General features: G+C 68.4%; 20 protein-coding genes. 11 read left to right on the top strand and 9 right to left on the bottom strand.

From position 1 onward, the window contains the following. The first annotated feature begins 5 nt into the window (after positions 1-5). Positions 6-2,615, top strand: coding sequence for a DUF7948 domain-containing protein (locus tag H0488_RS04525; RefSeq protein ID WP_183098093.1), 2,610 nt, complete (start codon positions 6-8; stop codon positions 2,613-2,615). Positions 2,616-2,654: 39 nt separating this feature from the next. Here H0488_RS04525 and H0488_RS04530 read toward each other — a convergent pair whose 3' ends face one another. Next, positions 2,655-4,094 carry a carotenoid oxygenase family protein gene (locus H0488_RS04530; RefSeq protein ID WP_183098094.1) on the bottom strand — a complete coding sequence of 480 codons (1,440 nt, stop codon included), beginning with the start codon at positions 4,092-4,094 and terminating at the stop codon, positions 2,655-2,657. A gap of 59 nt (positions 4,095-4,153) precedes the next feature. Between H0488_RS04530 and H0488_RS04535 the strand changes: the two genes are divergently transcribed. Next, positions 4,154-4,756, top strand: a complete 603-nt coding sequence (locus H0488_RS04535) for a TetR/AcrR family transcriptional regulator (RefSeq protein WP_183098095.1) — start codon at positions 4,154-4,156, stop codon at positions 4,754-4,756. A gap of 83 nt (positions 4,757-4,839) precedes the next feature. Here H0488_RS04535 and H0488_RS04540 read toward each other — a convergent pair whose 3' ends face one another. The 3 genes from H0488_RS04540 to H0488_RS04550 all read right to left on the bottom strand — a co-directional run bounded on the left by H0488_RS04540 (position 4,840) and on the right by H0488_RS04550 (position 6,587). Further along, positions 4,840-5,535 (bottom strand): nucleotidyl transferase AbiEii/AbiGii toxin family protein, encoded by a 696-nt coding sequence (locus tag H0488_RS04540; RefSeq protein ID WP_220794193.1) that lies wholly within the window; start codon positions 5,533-5,535, stop codon positions 4,840-4,842. A 19-nt stretch (positions 5,536-5,554) separates the two neighbouring features. Continuing rightward, the gene (locus H0488_RS04545; protein WP_220794194.1) at positions 5,555-6,016 is read right to left on the bottom strand and encodes a helix-turn-helix domain-containing protein; all 462 of its coding nucleotides are present in this window, start codon (positions 6,014-6,016) and stop codon (positions 5,555-5,557) included. Between the two features lie 238 nt (positions 6,017-6,254). Next, positions 6,255-6,587, bottom strand: coding sequence for a DUF3024 domain-containing protein (locus H0488_RS04550; protein ID WP_183098097.1), 333 nt, complete (start codon positions 6,585-6,587; stop codon positions 6,255-6,257). A 35-nt stretch (positions 6,588-6,622) separates the two neighbouring features. Between H0488_RS04550 and H0488_RS04555 the strand changes: the two genes are divergently transcribed. The 5 genes from H0488_RS04555 to H0488_RS04575 are packed head-to-tail and all read left to right on the top strand — an operon-like array spanning position 6,623 to position 14,621. Beyond that, on the top strand, positions 6,623-9,412 hold the full coding sequence (locus H0488_RS04555; protein ID WP_183098098.1) for a type I restriction endonuclease subunit R: 2,790 nt from the start codon (positions 6,623-6,625) through the stop codon (positions 9,410-9,412). After that, complete coding sequence (locus H0488_RS04560; RefSeq protein WP_183098099.1) at positions 9,409-10,614, top strand: restriction endonuclease subunit S; 1,206 nt, start codon at positions 9,409-9,411, stop codon at positions 10,612-10,614. The genes H0488_RS04555 and H0488_RS04560 overlap by 4 nt, the downstream gene beginning before the upstream one ends. Next, entirely contained in the window at positions 10,611-12,842 is a 2,232-nt protein-coding gene (locus tag H0488_RS04565) for a GmrSD restriction endonuclease domain-containing protein (protein WP_183098100.1), read from the top strand. Before H0488_RS04560 ends, H0488_RS04565 begins: the two co-directional genes overlap by 4 nt. Further along, on the top strand, positions 12,835-13,131 hold the full coding sequence (locus H0488_RS04570; RefSeq protein WP_220794195.1) for a hypothetical protein: 297 nt from the start codon (positions 12,835-12,837) through the stop codon (positions 13,129-13,131). The genes H0488_RS04565 and H0488_RS04570 overlap by 8 nt, the downstream gene beginning before the upstream one ends. 8 nt (positions 13,132-13,139) lie before the next feature. Continuing rightward, positions 13,140-14,621, top strand: a complete 1,482-nt coding sequence (locus tag H0488_RS04575; RefSeq protein WP_183098115.1) for a type I restriction-modification system subunit M — start codon at positions 13,140-13,142, stop codon at positions 14,619-14,621. Between the two features lie 35 nt (positions 14,622-14,656). Here H0488_RS04575 and ychF read toward each other — a convergent pair whose 3' ends face one another. Continuing rightward, a complete protein-coding gene (ychF, locus tag H0488_RS04580) occupies positions 14,657-15,730 on the bottom strand; it encodes a redox-regulated ATPase YchF (protein ID WP_183098102.1) in 1,074 nt (357 codons plus the stop codon). A gap of 96 nt (positions 15,731-15,826) precedes the next feature. Here ychF and H0488_RS04585 point away from each other — a divergent pair, with 96 nt between their 5' ends. After that, entirely contained in the window at positions 15,827-16,237 is a 411-nt protein-coding gene (locus H0488_RS04585) for a VOC family protein (protein WP_183098103.1), read from the top strand. 48 nt (positions 16,238-16,285) lie between these two features. Here the strand turns inward: H0488_RS04585 and H0488_RS04590 are convergent, their stop codons facing one another. Then, positions 16,286-17,101, bottom strand: coding sequence for a M57 family metalloprotease (locus tag H0488_RS04590; RefSeq protein WP_183098104.1), 816 nt, complete (start codon positions 17,099-17,101; stop codon positions 16,286-16,288). Positions 17,102-17,238: 137 nt separating this feature from the next. Between H0488_RS04590 and H0488_RS04595 the strand changes: the two genes are divergently transcribed. Both H0488_RS04595 and H0488_RS04600 read left to right on the top strand, forming a co-directional pair. Next, entirely contained in the window at positions 17,239-18,009 is a 771-nt protein-coding gene (locus tag H0488_RS04595; protein ID WP_183098105.1) for an exodeoxyribonuclease III, read from the top strand. Positions 18,010-18,047: 38 nt separating this feature from the next. Next, a complete protein-coding gene (locus H0488_RS04600) occupies positions 18,048-18,692 on the top strand; it encodes a hypothetical protein (RefSeq protein ID WP_183098106.1) in 645 nt (214 codons plus the stop codon). Positions 18,693-18,702: 10 nt separating this feature from the next. Here the strand turns inward: H0488_RS04600 and H0488_RS04605 are convergent, their stop codons facing one another. Then, entirely contained in the window at positions 18,703-20,010 is a 1,308-nt protein-coding gene (locus tag H0488_RS04605) for an N-acetylglucosamine-6-phosphate deacetylase (RefSeq protein WP_446685601.1), read from the bottom strand. Between H0488_RS04605 and H0488_RS04610 the strand changes: the two genes are divergently transcribed. After that, positions 19,998-20,417 (top strand): DUF6542 domain-containing protein, encoded by a 420-nt coding sequence (locus H0488_RS04610; RefSeq protein WP_183098108.1) that lies wholly within the window; start codon positions 19,998-20,000, stop codon positions 20,415-20,417. The two genes, H0488_RS04605 and H0488_RS04610, sit on opposite strands and share 13 nt — an antisense overlap. Before the next feature lie 4 nt (positions 20,418-20,421). On the opposite strand, the gene H0488_RS04615 is transcribed toward H0488_RS04610, so the two are convergent. Both H0488_RS04615 and H0488_RS04620 read right to left on the bottom strand, forming a co-directional pair. After that, on the bottom strand, positions 20,422-21,042 hold the full coding sequence (locus H0488_RS04615; protein WP_183098109.1) for an L-threonylcarbamoyladenylate synthase: 621 nt from the start codon (positions 21,040-21,042) through the stop codon (positions 20,422-20,424). 28 nt (positions 21,043-21,070) lie between these two features. Further along, entirely contained in the window at positions 21,071-22,087 is a 1,017-nt protein-coding gene (locus H0488_RS04620) for a 4-hydroxy-3-methylbut-2-enyl diphosphate reductase (RefSeq protein ID WP_183098110.1), read from the bottom strand. Positions 22,088-22,195: the final 108 nt, after the last annotated feature.

Genomic DNA, 22,195 nt, shown 5'->3' on the forward strand with positions numbered 1-22,195 from the left:
CGACGATGCTCCCACTCACCCGTCCTGCAGCACGAGCGGCGCTCGCCACGCTGGCCCTGACGACCGCCGTCACCGCGCTCACTGTCACCCAGCCCCGCCCAGATGCTGCCGCGGCAGCCTCACCGGTCGCGGGCACCAGCGCAGCGGCGGAGAACCGCGCCCGCCGCGCGTTCGCGACGATGCCGTTGTCGTTCGAGGCCAACCGCGGCCAGGTCGACGCCGAGGTGGACTACCTGGCCCGCGGCGACGGGTTCACCCTGTTCCTGACCCAGCAGGGAGCGGTGTTCGACCTGGGCGCTCCGGAGTCGCGGTCGGGCGCTGCGGAGCGGTCTGCGCCCGCCGCGGCCGTCGTCCTGGATCCGGTGGGCGCCCGCTCTCGGCCGCACCTCGAAGGGCGTCGCCAGCAGCGGGCGACCTCCAGCTACTTCCTCGGGGACGACCCCGGCCAGTGGCGCCGAGGGGTTCCCACCTTCGGCAGGGTCCGCTATCGCGACCTCTACCCCGGCATCGACATGGTGTTCCGCGGCAACCGCTCAGGGGCGGAGTACGACTTCGTCGTGGCTCCCGGCAGCGACCCCGCCCGGATCGGCTACCGCCTCCGCGGAGCGGACGCGCTGCGCCTGGACGACGGCGACCTGGTCGCGACGACGGCCGTCGGTGATTTCGTGCACCACGCCCCGATCACCTACCAGGTGGTCGACGGGCAACGGCGGGCGGTGGAGTCCCGGTTCCGGCTCGTCGACGGCGTGGTCGGCTTCGACCTCGGATCGTACGACCAGACCCTGCCCTTGGTGATCGACCCGGAGACCGACGTCGACTACGCGACGTACCTGGGTGGCAGCGGCCGGGAGAACGGCGCTGCGATCGCCGTCGACGGCGGCGACGTCTACGTCACCGGCTACACGGAATCGCCGGACTTCCCGACGACGGCGGGGGCCTACGACACCACACGGAGTGCAGCGAGCGACGTCTTCCTCACCCGCATCTCTCCCGACGGCGCCGGGTCGGCGGACCTGGTCTACTCGGCCCTGCTGGGCGGCGACGGACCCGCCCCGCTCGACGACGTGGGCCTCGGCCTCACCGTCGCCGGAGGCGACGCCTACCTGACAGGGAGTACGGCGTCCGCGGACTTCCCCACGACGGCCGGGGCCTTCGACACCTCGCTCGGCGGCGACCGTGACGCCTTCCTGGTCCGGATCTCCCCCGACGCTGCCGGGGCGGCCGACCTCGGGTACTCCACGTTCCTCGGCGGGAGCGGCTCCGAGACCGCCTCCGCGATCGCGGTGCAGGGCGGCGACGCCTACCTGACGGGCTCGACCAGCGGCGCGGGCTTCCCCCTCACCCCGGGGGCCTACGACACCACCGCGACGGGGGGCGACGCCTTCGTGACTCGGATCTCCCCCGACGGCGGCGGAGCGGCGGACCTCGTCTACTCCACGTTCCTCGGCGGGGGTGGCCAGGACACCGGCAGGTCGATCGCGGTGGCAGCCGGCGACGCGTACGTCACGGGCGAGACGACCTCGACGAACTTCCCGACCACCGCGGGCGCGTACGACCGCACCGCCAACGGTCTTGACGACGCTTTCGTGGCCCGGGTCTCCCCCGACGGGGCGGGGCCGGCCGACCTGGTCTACGCCACGCTTCTCGGCGGTGGTCGCAACGAGACCGGCCGCGGGATCGCCGTGGACGGGAGCGACGTCTATGTCACGGGCCGGACCAGCTCGACGGGGTTCCCCACCACGGACGGCGCCCAAGACCCGTCGTACAACGGCGACGGCGACGCCTACCTGGCCCGGATCTCGCCCGACGGAGCGGGCCAGGCCGACCTGACCTACGCCACGTTCCTGGGCGGTGGCCTGGGCGACGAGGGCCAGGGGATCGCTGTGGACGCGGGCGACGCCTACGTCCTCGCCACCGCCGGCATCGACTACAAGTACGGCGGGAGCAGTGTCCTCGTGGCTCGGATCTCGCCCGACGGCGGCGGGGCGTCGGACCTGCTCCACACCTCGAGCCTCGGCATCGAGGACACCAGAGCCGGAGGGATCGCGGTCACAGGAGGGACGGCCTACGTGACCGGCACGACGTACGACGAGTTCTTCGACCTCACACCCGGCGCCTACGACACCGTCCTCGGCGGGGCGTCCGACGCCTTCGTGTCGGTGATCGACCTCTCCACCGACGAATGGGTCTGGCCCGACGGGCTCATCCGGCGGGCGAACCGGCCCGACCGCGGAGACGACCTGTACTACGGCCAGGGAGACCAGACGGTGTCCGCCCCGGTCCGTCGGGGCGACCGGCGCGTCTTCTGGATCACCGCGCAGAACGACGACAACGCCCCCGACAGCCTCACGATCACGGCCGCAGGCGGGGCTGCCGCCAGGTGGGTCATCCGCTACTACCGCGCGGGCGTCGACATCACCGACCAGGTGAGTGCCGACGGCTACCAGACCCAGAACCTGGCTCCCGGCGAGCAGGAGCTGATCAAGCTCACCATCAAGGCGCGGGCCACCGCACGACTGAACCGGGTGAAGCGGGTGCCGGTCGTGCTCAGGTCGACCAGCGCCCCTGCGTTCTACGACAGGGTGGAGGCGGCCGTCACGGCCAAGCGGAGGTAGCGGATCGCGGCGCCTCGAGCAGAGGGGCGCGACGTCTCCTCAACCCGCGGGATGCGTCGGTGCCCAGTTGCCGTGGAACCCGGCCGGCACCCGGCCGGGCAGGTGCACGGTGGCGACGTCCTCGAGGGTCTGCGCGTCCAGCACCTGCAGGTCGCTGACCCCGCGTGCCTTGTCGAACACATAACCCATCAGCACGCCGTCGTCCTCGGCCGTGCCGCCGGGCGTCGGGACGAAGCAGAACTCACTGGCCTGTCGCCCCCTCCCGAGCGCGCGCGATTGCGTGGTGCCGGCCACGAGATCGTGCTTCACGACGGCGTCGCCCGGAGCGGGCCCGGAGAGCTCGATCGCATAGCCGAAGCGGTGCCGCCGCCCGGTCAGCCTCTCGTCGATGCGTGGGAACTCCTGTGACCGCTCGTCGAACCGGTCTTCTCGGACCTTGCCCGACGTGAGGTCGAGCACGAAGCGGGTGAGCGTGGCGGCACCCTCGTTGGGCCCGGTGAGGTCGGTGGCGAACATCCGGTCGTGCCGCACCACGTCGACGACGACGGTGTCGCCCTCCTCGTAGGCGTTCACGGTGTGGAAGACGTAGCAGGGGTCGATCTCGAACCAGCGGACGTCCGAGCCGTCGCCGTCCCGCGGGAGGAGGCCGATCCGCGCCGGGTAGGCGGGGTTCCAGGTGTACGGCAGCGTGCCCGCAGCAGCGAAGCGGCTCCGGGCCATGCGGGCGACGAGCGGCTCGGGAACGGGGTTCCGGCCGATGACCCGCGACAGCAGCGCTCCCGCCGGCCGACGGAGCATGCGGGGCAGCTCGGCCGCCACCATCGAGGCGTCGAAGGTGACCGGCAGATCGAGGACCACGGCGTACCGCTCGGTCAGCGCGAAGTCGTGGATCATCGGACTGCCGGTGACCTCGACAGGGACCGAGCGCCGGATGCGGCCCTCGACGTCGAGGACGGTGTAGTCGACCCGGTTCCCGCGGGTCCACGAGTACGACAGGGCGTGCAGCTCACCCGTCGCGGGGTCCTCGTGCGGGTGGGCGGAGTAGCCCCCGGCCAGGGTGCCCCGGAAGTCACAGGCACCGACGGTGTCGAGCTCGGCGGTGAGCTCGTACTGGGAGGCTCCGGCCTCGACCAGCGCGAAGGTGCGGCCGGCGTGCTCGATCACGTTGGTGTTGGCGGCGAAGTCGAAGCGACCGGGCGCGGAGCGCTGCTCCTCGCCGAGGGCTTCGCTGACGGCGGCAGACCGGACCCAGCGGTTGCGGTACCAGGCCGCACGGCCGTCGCGCAGCCGCACGCCGTGGACCATTCCGTCGCCCAGGAACCAGTGGTAGCGGTCGCCCGGGTCGATGACCGGGTTCGGCCCGATCCGCAGGTAGCGCCCGTCGAGGTGGTCGGGGAGAGCGCCGGTGATCGACAGGTCGGTGGCGGTCAGCTCCTCGTGGACGGGAGCGAAGTTGTCGGTGAGATAGCGGTTGGCCATGGCGTCTCCTCATAACGCTGTTATGGATGACCATAACGCCGTTATGGAAGAATGGCAACGTGCATCAGCAGGAGGCTGGAACCGAACTCACCGACGTACGACGGCGCCTGATCGAGGCCGCCGCCCGCCTCCTCGGCGAGGAGGGGCCGTCCGCGCTGTCCACCCGGCGGCTCGCCCGCGAGACCGGGACCTCGACGATGGCCGTCTACACCCACTTCGGGGGGATGGCCGCTCTGGTCAGCGCGGTCGCAGCCGAGGGCTTCCGGCGACTGATCGCACGCGTTGCCGAGGTCGAGCCGAGCGACGACCCGGTTGGCGACTTCAAGCGGATGGCGGTGGCGTACCGAGCCAACGCGCTGGACAACCGCTACCTCTACGCCGTCATGTTCGGGTCGGCGTCGCTGGGCGGCTACCGTCTCGACGCGACCGCCACGGAGGTCGGGGAGGAGGCATTCACCCAGCTCCGCGATGCCGTCGCCAGGGCGATGGACCTCGGAGCGCTGCGGGACGGCGACCCGTCGGCGGTAGCCGGCCAGTTCTGGAGCGCGCTGCACGGCTACGTGATGCTCGAGCTCGCCGGTTACCACCAGGTCACCGACGACCCGGAGCATGACGTTCTCTGGCCGATGCTCGCCCACCTGCTGACCGATCTCAGCCACTGACCCCTGCCGAGTCGTCCGGGCGGGCAGCCGTTGGTCAGGAACGGGCTCCGCGTGACTTCTTGCGGACCGCTGGACGGTCAAGGCTAGTCCGAGCTCCGACCTAGACCTTCGATCTTCGCGCATCTGGCGGACAGGTCGCGGATGCTCTGCCAGACAGCTGCTCGGGGCGCGTCGATTTTGAGTGCGTGGATGTATTCGTCGAGACGTTGTGGGCGATCTCGGAGGTAGGTGACTGCGTTGTTGAGGCTCTCGCCGACCGTCTTGCCGTAGGCATCGACTGCCTTGCGCGCGCCGGCCTTCAGGGCGGTGGTGTCGGGTTTCATCATGGCCAGGTCGATCAGGTCGCGGCTGAACGTCGACGTGTCTGCCCAGCGGTCGTCGTTGGCGAGCAGCTTGGTTGCGACCTGGTCGGTTCGCGTCAGGATCCGTAACCCGCAGATCTCATCGTCCGGGGCGGGAGTGTCGAGGTCGATGCGGCCTTCATGGATGATCTCGAACTTGATCGCAATCCCCGCAACGAGCACCGAGGTCCTGATGCCGTAACCGTCAACAGAGGGTGTTCGACCCAGGTCCAGTTCGCGGGTGGCCAGAGCGTCGAGCCCGTGGTCCCTGACCATCTGGCGCAGCGCGCGGTAGGACTGCGGGTCGGAGACCAGGAAGTCGATGTCAACCGATTCGCGGAACTCGCCGTTGGCAAGGACGATCGCGGTCCCGCCTCCGAACCAGCAGTTGTGCTCTGCCAGGAGCGGTGCGTCGAGGATCGACAGCGCCTCGGCCACCTGTTGATGGTGCAGACGCCTAAACAAGGAGCCTCCCGTTGCTGTAGGTGTCCGCGAGGTGCTGGATGAACGCCTTCTCGTGATCGGTGAGGGCTTCCTGGTTGAGGTGTCGCCAGCCGCGTTCGTAGAGGTTGAGTGCCTCCGTCTCGGTGATGGTGGTGCCGGCGTCGGTCTGCCATGCCAGCGTGCGCAGGCCGGGGTAGTCGCCGACCGTGATCGTCGCCGGTTCTGCTGCTGGAGCGTCGAGGATCGGGACGACGAGGTGAAGCCCGAGTGCGGCTGCAACGTTGACGTAGGCGCCGATCGTGACCGAGGGGTTGCCTGCCTCGATCCTGTGCATGGTGACACGCGAAACGCCAGCAGCTTCGGCACAGGCGACTACGGTGACGCCGAGGGCCTTTCGGCGGTCGCGCAGCCGGGCGCCTAGGCGTTCGAGGTCCGCCTGTTGCTCGGGGCTCGTGTACGGGCTAGGGGCTGGCATGTTTCTCATTTTAGTCATTCGGTCCATCAAGTCAATAATGAGAAACGCTTCACGCGATCTCACAGTCAAGCGGACCCGCCCAGCGCGCCGTGCCCGCTGACGATCTCGTCCACGCGGGACGAAGCCCCAGTGGTCCCGGTCGTGTCGACCGTGTCGCCATCGCGCATTCCGACCGTCTCGTGTAGCCGGATGGCGAAGCCCACTGCGCCGCCGGAGACACGCTCTCGGCTTGACCTCACTACCCCCAGAAGATCGGGTCGCCGCTGGTCTCGATGTGGTCGAGGAGCGCCTGGATGTTCTTGGTCGGGCGCTTGCGCTTGTACTCGTGGAACTTCAGGTTTCGATCGCGCCAGTAGATCGCCCATTGGCCGGTCGACTTCGTGTAGCGCAGGCGCGCGATCGGGAACCGCGTGTGCTCGCCGACGCCGTCCCACGGCGGGCGCACCTCCACGATGTCGACGTGGCGGTCGGAGACGTCCGCCTCGACCTTCAGCTCGTCCCACAGGTTCTCGGGCACCCGCTCCCGCGCCCAGGAGCGAATGCGGTGCAGGTCAGTCTCTGGAAGTGCCATCACACCAGTCCATAGCGCATAACCTACGAGGCATCATGAACCTCGGGGACGACGCCAACCGCCTTGCCGCGGAGGCGCGTGCCCGCGTGTTGATCGACCGCCAGCTCACCGACGCGGGCTGGTCGGTGCAGGACAGCAGGTCGCTCAACCTGTTCGCGGCCCAGGGCGTCGCGCGCCGCGAGACAACGATGGCGACCGGGCACGGTCGAGCCGACTACCTGCTCTACGTCGACCAACGGGTCGTCGGGGTGATCGAGGCCAAGCCAGAGGGCACTCCCCTGTCGGGTGTCGAGTGGCAGTCCGCGATGTACGCCGACGGGCTCCCGGCGGACGTCAGGTTGGCGGCCCAGACCAAGGACGGTCGGCTCCCCTTTGTCTTCGAGGCCAGCGGCACCGAGACCCACTTCACGAACGGCTTCGACCCCGAGCCGCGCGCCCGCCGGATCTTCAACTTCCCCAAGGCGGCCACCCTCGCCAAGACCCTGCGGGGAAAGGACGAGGAACACCCCACCTGGCGGGGCAAGGTCACCGCGATGCCACCGCTGGACACCACTCCCCTACGGCCAGCGCAGATCGAGGCGATCAACGGCGTCGAACAGAGCCTGCGCGAGCAGCGCTACGACCGGAGCCTCGTGCAGATGGCGACGGGCGCGGGCAAGACCTACGCGGCGGTGACGCTGTCCTACCGGCTGCTGAAGTTCGGCGGCTTCGACCGGATTCTCTTCCTTGTCGACCGCAACAACCTGGCCAAGCAGACGATGGCCGAGTTCGAGAACTACCGCACCCCCGACGACGGCCGCCGCTTCACCGAGCTCTACAACGTCAACCGCCTCAACCGCGGCCCCATGCCGGAGTCGACGGCTCTCGCGATCTCCACCATCCAGCGCGTCTTCAAGGCGCTGCGCAACGAGGAGGTCGGTGAGAGCGACGACCCCGGGCTGGACGGCTGGGTGCCAGACACCCCGGTCACCGTCGCCTACAACGCCGACATCCCGCCGGAGACGTTCGACCTGATCGTTGTCGACGAGGCCCATCGTTCGATCTACGGCCAGTGGCGTGGCGTCCTGGAGTACTTCGACGCCCATGTCGTCGGCCTCACCGCGACCCCCGGCAAGCAGACCTTCGGGTTCTTCAAGCAGAACCTCGTCTCGGAGTACACCTATCCCCAGTCGGTGGCCGACAACGTCAACGTCGACTTCGACATCTACCGGATCAAGACCCAGATCAGCGACCAGGGCTCGACGATCGAGGCCGGCACGGTCGTGCCGAAGGTCGACCGTCGCACCCGGGCCCAGCGCTACGAGGCGCTGGACGAGGACCTCGAGTACACCAGCGGCCAGCTCGACCGTGCGGTGACCGCGACCGACCAGATCCGCACCGTGCTGGAGACCTTCCGGGACAAGCTCTTCATCGAGATCTTCCCGGGACGGTCGACTGTGCCGAAGACCCTCATCTTCGCCAAGGACGACGCCCACGCCGAGGAGATCGTCACCCAGGTACGCGAAGTGTTCGGCAAGGGCAACGACTTCGCCGCCAAGATCACCTACACCGCCCGCAACGCAGACCAGCAGCTCGCCGCCTTCCGCACGAGCCCGGCTCTCCGGATCGCGGTCACCGTCGACATGATCGCCACCGGGACCGACGTGAAGCCACTGGAGTGCGTCTTCTTCATGCGCGATGTCCGCTCGCCGCAGTACTTCGAGCAGATGAAGGGGCGCGGCGCGCGCACCATCCCGTCAGCCGACTTCCAGGCAGTCACCCCCGACGCCAAGCAGAAGACCCGCTTCGTGCTCATCGACGCCATCGGGGTCACGGAGCACGACTTCGTCGAGCCGCCGCTCAACCGAGAGAAGTCCGTCAGCCTCCAGAAGCTCCTGGAGAAGGCCGCCAACCTCACCATCACCGAGGACGAGACGGCGACCCTCGCATCACGGCTCGCCGCCCTGGAGCACCAGTTGACTCCTGAGGAGCGCGTCGAGCTCGACGCCGTCGCCGGCGGGTCTGTGCGGAAGGTCGTGCGCCACCTCGTCGACGCCGTCGATCCCGACCATCAAGCCGAAGCAATCGAGGGTGCCGAGGACCCGGACGCGGTCCGTCAGCAGCTGATCATCGACGCCGTGAAGCCACTCGCATCGAACCCTGACCTGCGGGCTCGCATCCTCGAGCTCCGCCGCGTCCACGACCGGGTGGTCGACGAGGTCTCCGCCGACGTGCTGCTCGACGCGTACGGCGTGGTCGACACCAGCAAGGCCACATCCGTCGTCGAGTCCTGGCGCGCCTACCTCGACGAGCACCGCGCCGAGATCACCGCGATCCAGCTCCTCACCGAAGCCAAGGAACGGCGGATCTCCTTCAGCGACATCAAGGAGCTCGCGGACCGCATCGCCCGCCCGCCCTACAACTGGACGCCCGACATCATCTGGAACGCATACGTCGCCCTCAATCCCGATTACCGACCCTCGGTGGTCGAGGAGGGCGTGCAGCGCCCGCCTCGAGACCACCACCGCACGTTGACCGACCTCGTCTCTCTGGTCCGCTTCACCATCGGGGTCGACGACAAGCTCGTCCCCTACACGGAGCGGGTCCATGCGAGGTACGCCGCCTGGTTGGCGCAGCAGGAGCAGGCCGGCGTGACGTTCACGGAGGCGGAGCGCTGGTGGCTCGACAACGTGGTCGAGGTCATCGCCAACTCCGCCGGTATCCGCACCGAAGACCTGGACGACGCACCCTTTCTCGAGCGCGGTGGCACCGACGGCGCCCTTCGCGACCTCGGCGACCGCGCCGCCGACCTCATCGACGAACTGAACTCGGAGCTGACAGCATGACGTGGCCCACCATGCCACTCGGGACTCTCGCAGCCTTCGCGATGGGACAGGCGCCGCCCGGTGCAGAGACCAACACCGACGGCATTGGCACTCCCTTCTATCGGTCGGGCGAGTTCGGGGACCTCAGGCCGACAACACGCATCTGGACGACGAAGCCGCTACGGATGGGAAAGCGAGACGATGTCTTCATCTGCGTCGTCGGGGCAAACAGCGGCGAGGTGAATCTTGGCGTCAACGGAGCGATCGGCCGAAGTGTCGCTGCGATCAGTCCGGGTGATGGTCTCGATCAACGATTCCTGTATCACTTGCTGACATCTCTTACAGATGGCCTCCGCAAAGGCGCACAAGGCAGCGCCCAAGGCGTCATCACCAAGAGAACGCTTGCGGAGATTCCCGTACCACTGCCACCCCTCGACGAGCAGCGTCGCGTCGTCGATCTCCTCGAAGACCACCTCTCCCGCCTCGATGCTGCCGAGACCTCCGTACGGGACGGGCTTCGGCGCACGGCCACGCTGAGGAAGGCGCACCTTCGGGGGACCTTCGACGAAGAAGGTGCCGAAATGCGTCCGCTCCTCGATGTCGCGTCGATAGCAAACGGGCAAACGCCCAAGGGGCTCGCCGATGTCCTGACGTCCGGGCCGACCGACGATGCCGTGCCCTTCTTCAAGGTTGGTGACATGAACGCCGCCGACGGTCGGTGGATGAACGACGCGCGCTTCTTCGTCTCACGCGAATCAGCCGAGCATCTCGGGCTACATGTTCGTGGGGCAGGCACTGTGCTCATCCCGAAGCGGGGCGGCGCCATTGCCACGAACAAGAAGCGAATTCTGGCGTCCGCCGCAGCGTACGACCTAAATACGATGGGCCTGGTGCCCAACGACAGCCTCGACTCCTCGTACCTGTGGCACTGGCTCCAGACGGTTGATCTCGGCCGCATTGCGGATGGCTCGAACGTCCCGCAGATCAACGCGACGCAGATCCGTGAACTACGGCTTCCGGTGCCCGACCTGCAGACCCAGGTCGCCGCGGCCAGGCGCCTCGACGAGATTGACGAGAGCCTGTCGAGGCTAGCCGTGGAGTTGGAATCTGTCCGACTTCGCGGAAGGGGCTTGCGCCGAGCGTTGCTCTCCGCCGCATTCTCGGGGCGCCTCATCGGCGCCGAGTCCGATCTGTCGTCGGCCGAGGAGATGATCAACGCATGAGAGCCGGAGACGAGCTGCTCGGAGCAGTCTTCAACAAGGACCACCGATATGTGATCCCGATCTTCCAGCGCCCGTACGTATGGGACGAGGAGGAGAACTGGATTCCCCTGTGGGAGGACATCCGCAAGGCCGCCGAATCCGCGGAGACACAGTCCGAGGAGGGTGACGACGAGGACACTCAGGAGTACTTCCTTGGCGCCCTCGTGACCCAGCATCGCAGCCCCATCCCGCGACGCACGCCCACCTCAATGGTGATCGACGGGCAGCAGCGCATGACGACCTTCCAGGTGTTCCTGGCCGCCGCTCGGCGCGTGGCCTTGGAGTTCGGAGCAGTACATGCCGCCGACAGCTTCGCGGCCCTGGTGCGTAACCGTGTAAGCGCCGACAGCGACCATCCAGAGGACCAGCTCAAGGTCGCACCGCTCGCCCATGACTTGCGCGGCTTCGAATGGGCCGTGCGCGAACCCGACGACGTGTCTCCGCCGCCGAGCGCCGGCCACAAGCTCGTTCGAGCGTCTCTCTGGTTCGAGGACGCAGTCCGCGACTGGGTCAAGGAATCTTCGTCGGCCAACGACCGACTCGACTTCCTCCACTTCGCCGTCGAGAACCGCATCAAGGTGGTCAGCATCTTCCTCGACGCGAAAGACGACCCGCAGATCATCTTCGAAGCCCTCAACCACCGCGGCGTCCGCCTGGACGCTGCCGACCTCGTCAAGAACCTGCTCTTCCAGATGCTCGACCGCCAAGGTGATCACCACCTAGAGCATGAGCTGTTGAACGACCACTGGTCCGTGCTCGATAGCGGGCATTGGCGTGAGGAGGTGACCACAGGCCGCATCAAGCGAGTGCGGGTCGACATCCTCCTGGCCTACTGGCTGAGCGCGCAGCGCGGCGAAGAATCCTCGGTCGAGCACCTCTTCGAGGACTTCAAGCGCTGGATGCGTGCATCACAGGCGAGAGCCGCCGACGTCATCCGAGATATCCGCGTCTACGCCGACACGATGGACCGGTTGCAGCGACTTCCGATGAGTTCCCCGGTCGCACAGGCTCTCGACCGATTGGACGCCACGAAGACCACCACGCCCTGGCCTCTGATCCTGTTCCTGCATGCCTCGTCCGAGATCCCCGAGGATCAGGCCATCATCGGCACGCTCGCGATCGACTCGTTCCTCATGCGCCGTGCGATCTGTCGCATGACCACCAAGGACTACAACCGGTTGTTCGGCACCCTCCTGGGCGCGATCAAGGCCGGCGATGTCACCCGCGCCGGAGACCTGCTCGTCGCGGGTCTGGCGAGCCAGACAGCCGACAGCCGGATCTGGCCGGACGACGCAGCGTTCATCAGCGGGCTGATGAACAGCAACCTCTACAACGATCTCGTGCGAGCCCGCCTACGCACCCTGTTGGTAGGGCTGGAGAACCACCTGCTCACAAGCCGGGCGGAGCCCACCCTGCCTCACCGAGCAGCCAGCAAGGCCCTGACGATCGAACACGTCATGCCGGTGAAATGGGAGGAGAATTGGTCGCTGCCGGAGGGCGTTCCAGGATCGGGGATCGAGCGGCGCAACCACTCGATCCACCGTCTCGGCAACCTGACCCTGGCCACGCAGAGCCTGAACTCAACTCTGAGCAACCAGGCCTGGAGCAAGAAGCGGCATACGCTCCAGACCTATAGCCTCGCCCGGTTGACGACCGGGTCGATCCTGACCTTCCCCGACGGCGTCGACAACTTCACCCAGGACGAATGGGTCTCGGCCTGGGACGAGGACCGGATCGGTCTCCGGGAGCTGGCTCTGATCAGGTGCGCGCTCGCTGCCTGGCCCCGGCCGAGTGAGCCGGATGCCGACTTCGTCGACCTGGAGGCCTTCCATGCAACGGAGACGAGCCGGGCCGCGGAGGAACGGACACGAACGGACAACCTTGTGCACGGCGATCTGATGCCGCTGATCGTGCGCGGGCTCGTGGTCCCCGGAGACCGGCTGCGCCATAAGAAGGTGCGATCCGGCGCGGAGTTCCATGCCACAGTGACCGGCTCTGGCGGCCTGGACACCTCGGCAGGCCACTTCCGTGCCCCGTCATCTGCGCTGACCAAGCTTGTCGGCAGTTCTCGCAATGGCTGGACTGATTGGACGCATGTCCCCACCGGGAAGACGCTCGCCGAGCTTCGAGAGATGCTGCGCGACTCCCTACGGGATGGAGCAAGGAATGACGGAGGCGCTAATGGATGAAACGACGTTCGCCATGGAGGGATACACGATCGACCTGGATGAACTCTATCGAGCGATGTACGCGCAATCCGTACTCGAGGGCGGCATCCGCGTCTTCCACGGCAACAGCAACGACGTACGCGCAGTAAAGCGGCTTCTCCATGACCTCTTCGATGTCCCGGTGCGCGACACGATGCATCCCGTGAACAACCGCATCCGCAAAGAGGCGGAGATCCGGATGGCGGCTCTGGGCTGGGCGACCAAGGACCCCGGGCATTCGGCCCGCTACGAGCTCCACCGAAAGCTGTGACCGTGACGATGTCAGACTCTCGCCGCCTCGTCGACAAGCTCTGGTCCTACTGCAACGTCCTGCGCGATGACGGCGTGGGCGTCATCGAGTACACCGAGCAGCTGACCTACCTGCTGTTCCTCAAGATGGCCCACGAGCGGGCCACCCGGAGGCTGAACCCGCAACAGATCGTGCCGCCGGAGTACTCGTGGCAGAAGCTCCTCGACGCCGAAGGTACCGAGCTGGAGGTCACCTACACCCAGATCCTCGTCGGGCTCGCGCAGCAGCCGGGGACGCTCGGGACGATCTTCCGGAAGGCCCAGAACCGGATCCAGGACCCGGCCAAGCTCAAGCGACTCATCGTCGACCTCATCGACCAGGAGAACTGGTCGGCTTCCGGCACCGACCTCAAGGGAGACGCCTACGAGGAACTGCTCTCCAAGGGCGCTTCCGATAAGGGATCTGGCGCAGGCCAATACTTCACACCCCGCGAGTTGATCCGGGCGATCGTCGACGTCATCGACCCCAGGCCCACTGACACGGTCGTCGACCCTGCCTGCGGCACCGGTGGCTTTCTTTTGGTCGCCCATGAGCACGCCTCCCGCGACGCCGCGAGCCTTACGCCGACCGAGCGCGAGCACCTCCGCGATGAATTCGTCTCCGGCTACGAACTGGTCGACGGCACCGCTCGGCTGGCTGCGATGAACCTGCTGCTGCACGGTATCGGGACGCCGGACGGCGAATCTCTCATCGACGTACGCGACTCCCTGATCGCCGACCCCGGCCAGCGCTGGTCCGTGGTGCTCACGAACCCGCCCTTCGGCCGCAAGTCGTCGCTCACCATGGTCGGCGCGGACGGACGGGCCGTGCGTGAAGATCGCGACATCGAGCGCCAGGACTTCGTCGTGACGACGTCCAACAAGCAGCTCAACTTCCTGCAGCACATCATGACCGTCCTGGACATTAACGGTCGCGCAGCGGTCGTCCTGCCCGACAACGTGCTGTTCGAGGGTGGTGCCGGCGAGACGCTACGCCGCAAGCTGCTCGCGGACTTCGATCTGCACACGATGATCCGGCTCCCCACCGGCATCTGGTACGCACCCGGGGTGAAGGCGAACGTGCTCTTCTTCGACAAGAAGCCGGCGGCCGAGCAGCCTTGGACCCAGAAGCTGTGGGTCTACGACTTCCGGACCAACATGCACTTCACTCTCAAGCAGAACCCGCTGCGCCGGGCAGACCTCGATGACTTCGTGACGTCGTACCTGTCCGGCAAGGACCGCGCGGAGCGGGTGGAGTCCGAGCGGTGGAAGTCCTTTGACTACGACGAGCTCGTTGCGCGCGACAAGGCCAACCTCGACATCACCTGGCTGCGAGACGAATCACTCGAGGACACCGACAACCTGCCGGCACCCGAGGTCATCGCCCGCGAGATCGTCGAGGACCTGACCGCTGCGCTCGTCGAGTTCGAGGCCGTCGCCGCCGCACTCGAAGCCTCTACCGCCGACCCCTGATCTACTGCTACTGCCCGATCCCGCGGCTGTACCGGTCACACGTTGAAGCGGAACTCCACCACGTCGCCGTCCTGCATGACGTAGTCCTTGCCCTCCATCCGGACCTTGCCGGCTTCGCGGGCCTTGAGGACCGAGCCCATCTCCATGAGGTCGTCGAAGGAGATGATCTCGGCCTTGATGAACCCCTTCTGGAAGTCGGTGTGGATCACACCGGCGGCCTCAGGGGCAGTCGCGCCCTTCTTGATCTCCCACGCGCGGACCTCCTTGGGGCCGGCGGTGAGGTAGGTCTGCAGGCCGAGGGTGTCGAAGCCGACCCGGGCCAGTACGTCGAGACCGGGCTCGGTGATGCCGACCTCGGTCAGCAGCTCGCGGGCCTCGTCGTCGTCGAGCTCGACCAGCTCGGACTCCAGCTTGGCGTCCAGGAAGATCGCCTCGGCCGGGGCGACGAGGGCGCGCATCCGGTCCTTGAGCTCCTCGTCCGCGAGCTCGTCGGTGTCGCAGTTGAAGACGTAGATGTAGGGCTTCGCGGTCAGCAGCGAGAGCTCACGGATCAGGTGGCGGTCGATCGAGGTCGCGGTGACCGGCGTACCGGCCTCCAGCGCGGTCTTCGCCTCCCGCGCGGCCGCCAGCACCGGCACCAGGTCCTTGTCCTTGCGCGACTCCTTCTCGAGCCGCGTGATCGCCTTGTCGACGGTCTCGAGGTCGGCCAGGATCAGCTCGGTCTGGATGGTGGAGATGTCGCTGCCGGGGTCGACCTTGCCGTCGACGTGGGTGACGTCGTCGTCGCGGAAGACCCGGGTCACCTGGCAGATCGCGTGCGACTCGCGGATGTGGGCGAGGAACTTGTTGCCCAGGCCCTCTCCCTGCGAGGCGCCGCGGACGATGCCGGCGATGTCGACGAACTGCACCGTCGCGGGCAGCAGCTTCTGCGAGCCGTAGATCTTCGCGAGCCGCGGAAGCCGGTCGTCAGGAACCCCGACCACGCCGACGTTGGGCTCGATCGTCGCGAACGGGTAGTTCGCCGCGAGCACGTCGTTCTTGGTCAACGCGTTGAAAAGGGTCGACTTGCCCGCATTGGGGAGACCGACGATGCCGATGGTGAGAGCCACGGGCGGGCAGTCTACGAGGGAGTACGGCGCTGCCGTGAATCACTGACCACCCGTAATGCGGTCGCCCGGCTTCGGTCCGCGGGGCAGAGTGGGCCCATGGCGATGAGAGTCAACAACATGACCTTCGACTGCGGCGACGCCCGCGCGCTCGCGGAGTTCTGGGCCCAGCTCTTCGGTTGGATCGTCTTCTACGACGACGACCCCGAGGTGCTGGTCGCGCCGCACTTCCCGAGCGAGGGCCCGGCACTGCTCTTCATCCCGGTCCCGGAGGGCAAGACGGCGAAGAACCGGCTGCACCTCGACGTCCAGCCGACCGATCGCACGCGGGACGAGGCGGTCGACCAGGCGCTGTCTCTCGGCGCCACTCTCGTCGGTGACTTCCGGAAGGACGACGGGAGCGGCTGGGTGACGCTGGCCGACCCGGAGGGCAACGAGTTCTGCGTCGAGCGGGGACCGTCCGAACGCGGCGAGCCACAGGGAGTCCGCAGCTACCGCATCGGCACCTAGGGCCGATGCGGCAGCCGCGGAACTAGCCCGGTTGGCCGGAGCGGTCGGTCAGGACCCGTAGAGCGCCCGCACGCCGGCTGCGTCGGAGGCCTGGAACTCCAGGTCGCTCGAGCCGCCGTTGCACTGCGGGTAGTGCATGATCGACTTGTTGTCGTACGGCGTCAGCGGCCGCCAGTTGTTGTCCTCGAAGCAGGTGCCGGACTCGGGCCGGGTGTGCTCGTGCCGGAAGCCCAGGGCGTGGCCGAGCTCGTGGGCCAGGATGTCGATCGGCTCCCAGCTGCCCGAGGTCCAGATCGAGTCGTCGATCAGGACGTTGCGCGAGCGCTTCGAGGTGCTCGGGAAGAACGCCCGGGCGATGTACTGCGTGGTGTTCACCGGCTCGACCGAGAACAGGACGTTGTTGTTGCGCGTGTTGCAGCTGGCGTTCTGCGCCGGCACGTAGACGAAGTTGACCTTGGTGGTCGCGGACTCCCAGAGTCCCGCGCCGCCTGCCATCGCGTTCACGACGTCGGTGTGGCGGGTGCCGAACTTGGTGCTGACGCAGTAGGTCAGGTTCAGCGCCTGGCTGGCCGACCACTTGTCGTCGCGGCCGCTGACCGTGTTGACGACCAAGCCGTTGTCGACGGTCTTGGCGTTCTTCTTGCCGACCATCGACGTGTAGAACTGCTTGAGCCCGCCGTCGGTGCTGATCGGCTCGTCGCCGTTGACGATGTACTGCCCGTCGAAGTCGACGTACGTGTCTGCCTTGAACTCCTTGTAGGTCGGTACGTCGCCCTCGGAGGCGGTCGCTGCGGATCCGGCCAACGCAGCGGCCAAGCAGGCCGTGACCCCGACGGAAATCCTGCTGATACGTGAGAACTTCATTGAAAACCTTCCTGATTAAGGGTGGTAACCCAGGCTCATAGAAGCGGCGCCGGCCACCACCGACAAGAGTTCTTCCGGCTCAGAAATCGGCAGCCCCGCCGACTGCACTGATCTGCACCGCCGCTACCGTGGCGCAGGTGCGGATCGCGACCTGGAACGTCAACTCCCTGCGCTCACGGATCGACCGGGTCGAGGCCCTCCTCGACCGTCACGAGATCGACGTGCTCGCCCTCCAGGAGACGAAGGCGCGCGAGGACCAGTTGCCGTTGATGGGCCTCCAGGCCCGGGGGTACGACGTCGCCGCCGCCGGCGTGAGCCAGTGGAACGGAGTCGCGCTCATCAGCCGGGTCGGGCTCGAGGACGTGCAGATCGGCTTCCCCGGCATGCCCGGCTGGGGCGACCCGGTCGAGCCGGAAGCGCGGGCGATCGGCGCGACCTGCGGCGGGTTGAGGATCTGGAGCCTCTACGTCCCGAACGGCCGCAAGCCCGACGACCCGCACTACGTCTACAAGCTCGACTGGCTGGCCCGGCTCCGCGAGGCAGCCGGCAGCTGGCGGGACACCCCGACCGCTCTGGTCGGCGACTGGAACATCTGCCCGACCGACGACGACGTCTTCGACGTCGCCCAGTTCCGCAGCTCGACCCACGTCACGCCCGCCGAGCGCAGCGCGTTCCAGGCGTTCCTCGACGACGGGTGGGCGGAGGTGACCCGTGCCCACGACCCGGGCTACACCTACTGGGACTACTACCGGCAGCGGTTCGAGCGCGACCGTGGGCTGAAGATCGACTTCGTGGTCGCGTCGCCGTCGTTCGCCGAGCGGGTCACCGGCGCGTTCGTCGACCGGGAGGAGCGGGCCGGGAAGGGCGCTTCCGACCATGCGCCGGTGATCGTCGATCTCTCGGCGTAGGGTGCGAGCACACCCCGCGCACGAACCGGAGGCACCCGATGCGACTCAAGATGGCGGCGACGGTGGCCGCCCTCGCCCTGTTCCTCCCCCTGGCCGGAGCACAGGCAGCTGCCGCGAGGCCGGTCGAGGAGATCGACTTCCCGGAGGTCCCCGAGGTGGCGGCCATCTACCCGTTCTACGCGGGTGGCTGGCGGCAGTTCGTCAATGATCCCGAGGTCATCGTGACCACCCGAGACTGCCTCTACTCGCGGGTCGGGGTCACGGCTCCGTCCGGCGGCTACGCGTTGTACTGGGGCCCAGACCCGGACCCGTCACCCTGGGAGGAAGGCGGGGCCGAGCCGCAGGTCGAGGTCTACCGCTTCAACAGCAAGGCGCGCGCCCATCGGGTCCTCGACCGGATCCGGGAGACGGTCACCCGGTGCTACGGCCGGTTCGCCGAGGGCCAGCGAGTGCGGGTGCGCCGCGCTGCGCCGGTGCCCGACCTCGGCGCGGAGACGCCGCTGGCGTGGCGGACCCACGTCAAGAACCGACCCGAGCGCGAGGCGACCCCGGAGTACTACGGCATCGACATCTGGATGCGGCGGGGACGGTTCCTGATCCTGGCCGATGTCTACCAGCTCACCCCACCGGTCAAGGCCGATGCCGTCCTGCTCGCGCGCGAGGCGTTGAGATCGATCGGGTGACGGGGAGCCGTCAGCGCTGCACCCGGTCGTGAACCAGGCGGCCACCGACGATCGTCGCGACCACCCGGAGCTCCGGGTCGACCAACGTCAGGTCGCCCCGGGCGCCGGGCACGATGCGCCCCCGCTCCCGGTCGCCGACGACGTCGGCTGCGGTCGAGGTGCAGGTGGCGACCGCCTCGACCAGCGAGCAGCCGGTGGCGGCCAGCAAGGTCCGTAGGCACTCCGGCAGCGACGCGGCCGAGCCGGCCAGGGTCCCGTCAGCCAGGGTCCCGTCGGCCAGGGTCCCGTTGGCCAGCCGGACCGTGCCGCCCTCGACCACGACGTGCTGGTCGCCGAGGCGCGCCGGACCGTCCGGCATGCCCAGCGCGGCGGTGCAGTCCGTCACCGTGAGCATCCGCTCCGGACCCAGCGCCTGCCACAGCGCGGCCAGGGTGACGGCGTCGAGGTGATGGCCGTCGGCGATCACCCCTGCGACCAGCCGCGGGTCGGCGAGCGCGGCGCCGACCGGGCCCGGCGCCCGGGCGCCGAGAGGCGGCATCGCGTTGCCCAGGTGGGTGGCCGCCCGGGCGCCTCGCNCGACCGGGCCCGGCGCCCGGGCGCCGAGAGGCGGCATCGCGTTGCCCAGGTGGGTGACCGCCCGGGCGCCTCGCGCCACTGCCGCGGCGACCTGCCCGGCCGTGGCCTCGGTGTGGCCGACGGCGACCACGACGCCGCCGGCGACGAGAGCGACGATCACGTCCAGCGCTCCCGGGAGCTCGGGCGCGATCGTCACCATCACCACCCCGGCCTCGCGGTTCCACTCGGCGACGAGCTCCGCGGCCGGCGGCCGGAGCCACTGGACCGGGTGGGCACCCGCGCGTGCCGGGGAGATCATCGGTCCCTCGAAGTGCCACCCGAGCGGGACCGCCCCGCTCCATCCGGCCGGCGGACCGGCCTGGAGCGTGGCGAGCGCCCGGTCGCGGGCTTCGGGTGCCGAGCTGATCACGGTCGGCAGGAACGCCGTCACGCCGTACGCCGGAAGCGCGGCCGCAGCCTCCCACAGCTGCTCCGGGTCCGAGGTCAGGTCGATGCCCGCGACTCCGTTGACCTGGAGGTCGACCAGGCCGGGAAGCACGACCAGCCCGCGGGCGTCGTACGTCGGACCGGCGGCGCCGGAGGCGACGATCCGTCCGTCGGCGATCACCACGTCGCACGGCTCCCCGTCGGCACCGTGGCCGCCGAGCACCCGCACCGCCGTCACCTGAGCCATCCTGCCGTACGGCGTGCCGCACCCGCCCTGCCTCGTCGCCGATCTAGCGTGAGGACGTGACGAGCGCATCGCGCACGCTCTGGGAGCAAGGCGAGGAGCCCGGCCATGAGGTGGCCGCGCTGGTCGTCGCCCTGCTCCTGACCGCCACCACGATCGACCTCGCCCTGGGCGACCGGCTCGGCCTGCTCTTCGACCTGACCTTCGTCACCGTGTGTGCGCGCGCCGCACTGATGGTCCGGCCGGCCGACTTCTTCACCGTCGGGGTGCTGCCGCCGCTCGCGATGCTCACCGCCGTGCTCCTGCTCGCCATCGCCGAGCCGGGCGCCGTCGCCCACGCCCAGGACGGCGCCGTGCAGGCCACCGTCTCCGGGCTGTCCGGGCATGCCGTCGCCCTGGTGATCGGCTACCTGCTGTGCCTCGGCGTGCTCGCGGTCCGCAACCAGGTGCTCCGCACCCACGCCCCGACGGGCAGCTGACGGCTCAGGCGAACCGGTCGGGGTCGCCGGCCCCGCGGCGCACCACCTCGGGGACGCCCTCCGACCAGTCGACGACGGTGGTCGGCTCGGCGGGCGTCTCCCCCGCCTCGACGACGATGTCGACCTGGTGGTCGAGCTCCTCCTTGATCTCCCACCCCAGCGTCCGCGGCTCGGTCTCGCCCGGGAGGATCAGCGAGCTCGACAGCAGCGGCTCGCCCAGCAGGTCGAGGATGGCGCGGACCACGGTGTGGTCGGGGATCCGGACGCCCACGGTGCGCTTCTTGGGGTGCATCAGCCGGCGGGGCACCTCCGGCATCGCGGGCAGGATGAAGGTGTAGGGCCCGGGCGTCGCCGACCGGATCGTCCGGAACGCGGAGTTGTCGATGTGCACCAGCTGGCCGAGCTGGGAGAAGTCGCGGCACACGAGGGTCAGGTGGTGACGCTCGTCGAGTCCGCGGATCCGCAGGATCCGGTCGCGTCCGTCGCGGTTGCCGATCCGGCACCCGAGGGCGTAGCCGGAGTCGGTGGGATAGGCGATCAGGGCGTCGTCGTGGAGCGCGTCGACGATCTGCTGCACCAACCGCGGCTGCGGGTTGACCGGGTGGACGTCGAGATACTTCGCCATCAGGAGGCAGCCATCGGAACGGGGCGGGTCAGCCGCGGCCGGCGGCCTTGAGGTCGCGTGCCTTCAGGTCGCGGTGCAGCTCCTTGGGGAGCGAGAACACCAGTGACTCCTCGGCCGTCTGCACGGGGCGGGCGTCGGGGAATCCCCGCTCGGCCAGGAAGCCCAGCACGCCCTGAACGAGGTCGTCGGGCACGGACGCACCCGAGGTCACACTGACCGTGCGGGCACCCTCGAGCCAGGCCTCGTCGATCTCGGACACGTCGTCCACGCGGTACGACGCCTTCGCGCCCGCCTCGAGGGCGACCTCGACCAGACGCACCGAGTTGGAGGAGTTGGCCGAACCCACCACGATCACCAGGTCGGCCGTCGCGCCGATCTCCTTGACCGCCACCTGACGGTTCTGGGTGGCGTAGCAGATGTCGTCGCTCGGCGGGTCCTCGAGCTGCGGGAACTTCGCCCGGAGCCGGCGTACGGTCTCCATCGTCTCGTCGACGCTGAGGGTGGTCTGGGAGAGCCAGGCGAGCTTCGCATCGGCCGGGAAGTCCAGGTTGTCGACGTCGTCGGGGTGCTCGACCAGGACGGTCTGGTCGGGCGCCTCTCCGGCGGTGCCCTCGACCTCCTCGTGACCGGCGTGGCCGATCAGCAAGATGGTGTAGCCCTCGCGGGCGAAGCGGACGGCCTCGCGGTGGACCTTGGTGACCAACGGGCAGGTGGCGTCGATGGTCTTGAGCTCGCGCTCCGCAGCCTGCCGGTGGACGGCCGGCGAGACGCCGTGGGCGGAGAACACGACGGTGGCGCCGGGCGGGACCTCGTCGAGCTCCTCGACGAAGATCGCTCCGCGCTTCTCGAGGTTCGACACGACGTGCTTGTTGTGCACGATCTGCTTGCGGACGTAGACGGGCGCGCCGTACAGGTCGAGCGCTTCCTCCACCGTCACCACCGCGCGATCGACGCCCGCGCAGTAGCCCCGCGGGTCGGCCAGCAGCACCTGCCGGTCGGCGTCGTCAGGCCCCAGGACGCGCGGATTGCCGAGGTCGATCGTCATGCCAGCCAGTCTACGGGCGGTCCGACCAGGCCCGAAAATGCGCGACCCGGCTCTCATGTGCACCAAAAATGCGCCGAGTCGGCTCTTGTGAACAAGAGCCGACTCGGC

Origin of the sequence: Nocardioides pelophilus (assembly GCF_014180685.1) — a bacterium.
Lineage (GTDB): Bacteria > Actinomycetota > Actinomycetes > Propionibacteriales > Nocardioidaceae > Nocardioides > Nocardioides pelophilus.

Coding starts and splice junctions, on each gene's coding strand:
- H0488_RS04525 (WP_183098093.1), top strand. CDS start 6: ATGCTCCCACTCACCCGTCCTGCAGCACGAGCGGCGCTCGCCACGCTG.
- H0488_RS04530 (WP_183098094.1), bottom strand. CDS start 4,094: ATGGCCAACCGCTATCTCACCGACAACTTCGCTCCCGTCCACGAGGAG.
- H0488_RS04545 (WP_220794194.1), bottom strand. CDS start 6,016: ATGCCAGCCCCTAGCCCGTACACGAGCCCCGAGCAACAGGCGGACCTC.
- H0488_RS04550 (WP_183098097.1), bottom strand. CDS start 6,587: ATGGCACTTCCAGAGACTGACCTGCACCGCATTCGCTCCTGGGCGCGG.
- H0488_RS04555 (WP_183098098.1), top strand. CDS start 6,623: ATGAACCTCGGGGACGACGCCAACCGCCTTGCCGCGGAGGCGCGTGCC.
- H0488_RS04560 (WP_183098099.1), top strand. CDS start 9,409: ATGACGTGGCCCACCATGCCACTCGGGACTCTCGCAGCCTTCGCGATG.
- H0488_RS04565 (WP_183098100.1), top strand. CDS start 10,611: ATGAGAGCCGGAGACGAGCTGCTCGGAGCAGTCTTCAACAAGGACCAC.
- H0488_RS04570 (WP_220794195.1), top strand. CDS start 12,835: ATGGATGAAACGACGTTCGCCATGGAGGGATACACGATCGACCTGGAT.
- H0488_RS04575 (WP_183098115.1), top strand. CDS start 13,140: ATGTCAGACTCTCGCCGCCTCGTCGACAAGCTCTGGTCCTACTGCAAC.
- H0488_RS04585 (WP_183098103.1), top strand. CDS start 15,827: ATGGCGATGAGAGTCAACAACATGACCTTCGACTGCGGCGACGCCCGC.
- H0488_RS04590 (WP_183098104.1), bottom strand. CDS start 17,101: ATGAAGTTCTCACGTATCAGCAGGATTTCCGTCGGGGTCACGGCCTGC.
- H0488_RS04600 (WP_183098106.1), top strand. CDS start 18,048: ATGCGACTCAAGATGGCGGCGACGGTGGCCGCCCTCGCCCTGTTCCTC.
- H0488_RS04615 (WP_183098109.1), bottom strand. CDS start 21,042: ATGGCGAAGTATCTCGACGTCCACCCGGTCAACCCGCAGCCGCGGTTG.
- H0488_RS04620 (WP_183098110.1), bottom strand. CDS start 22,087: ATGACGATCGACCTCGGCAATCCGCGCGTCCTGGGGCCTGACGACGCC.